Raw genomic sequence first — 1,059 nt, 5'->3', positions numbered from 1 at the left:
AGCGGGGCCTACCTTCAAGCTTTGTTAACCTTTTGAAGTCCGAAGAGGCGCGCGAGCAGATCGTTCTGATCGTTGACGGTCCAATCGCCACTGAAGCCGAAGCCCTTTCTCAGCCAGAGCATCGCTTCGAAACCGGCAATTGTTCGACGCGCCGTGCTGAAAGATTGGAAGCCGCCGATCTTCGGCATGTTCTTCTTCACTCGGAAGTGATCGCTCTCAATGCCTTGCTGGAGGTACTTGGTGACATAGTGGACCGGACTTGGATGCAACAGACCATCGTCGATGGCCGTCTTGATCGTCGAGGGGAAGGTATTGGCGCCATCCGTGCCGATCTTTGTCGGCGAGAGGAGTGGCTCGTCCTTGAGCATTTTGCGGAAGAAGCGCTTGGCCGCGTCGAGGTCGCGTTTTGCGGTGAGCAGGAAGTCGCTCGGGCTTCCGTGCTTGTCGATGGCGCGGTATAGATAGCGCCACTTGCCGCGGATCTTGACGTAGGTTTCGTCAATGCGGATCGAGCCACTGTGCGGGCGCCGAAACTGGCGCAGCCGCTTCTCGATGAGTGGTGCATAGGCAAGGACCCAGCGGTTGATCGTGCTGTGGTCTACTTCGAAGCCGCGCTCTTGGAACATCTCCTCAAGGTCTCGGTAGCTGAGCGGGTAGCGCAGATACCACGTGACTGCCTGCACGATCAGCCATGCCTCGAAATGCCGCCCTTTGAAATCACCCTTCGACTGGCGCTTCAGCTTCTCGGCAATGGCATTCAGAATCATTGTTATGCTCCACTACATTGGGAGCGGAAATTTCTCCGGTAATCGTCAACACGCGGTTAACCAAGAAAATTTGCGACAGGGCCGGCGGAACTCAGCCCTTAGGTATTCGGGGGTTTTGTACGCCGACGGATCGAATGATCAGATGGGTGGTCTGCAATTCGGACCGAATAGACGAACGCTCCAACCATTGGCGTTTCCGACCCCGCGGGTCAATTGCGCGCCAAACCTATCTTTGCGATAAGCTCGACCGATCACTGTGCGTGTGTTTTGCTTCGCCGCTGACATTCTTGGG

Annotated in this window: 1 protein-coding gene; it reads right to left on the bottom strand. The window is 56.3% G+C overall.

Annotation, left to right across the window (positions count from 1 at the left end; translation table 11 throughout):
• Positions 1 to 14: 14 nt before the first annotated feature.
• Positions 15 to 767, bottom strand: coding sequence for an IS6 family transposase (locus tag AB4Z23_RS27190; protein WP_441361144.1), 753 nt, complete (start codon positions 765 to 767; stop codon positions 15 to 17).
• Positions 768 to 1,059: the final 292 nt, after the last annotated feature.

The organism is Agrobacterium sp. MCAB5, from assembly GCF_052114365.1.
GTDB lineage: Bacteria > Pseudomonadota > Alphaproteobacteria > Rhizobiales > Rhizobiaceae > Agrobacterium > Agrobacterium tumefaciens.
This window is presented reverse-complemented; position numbering and strand designations above follow the sequence as displayed.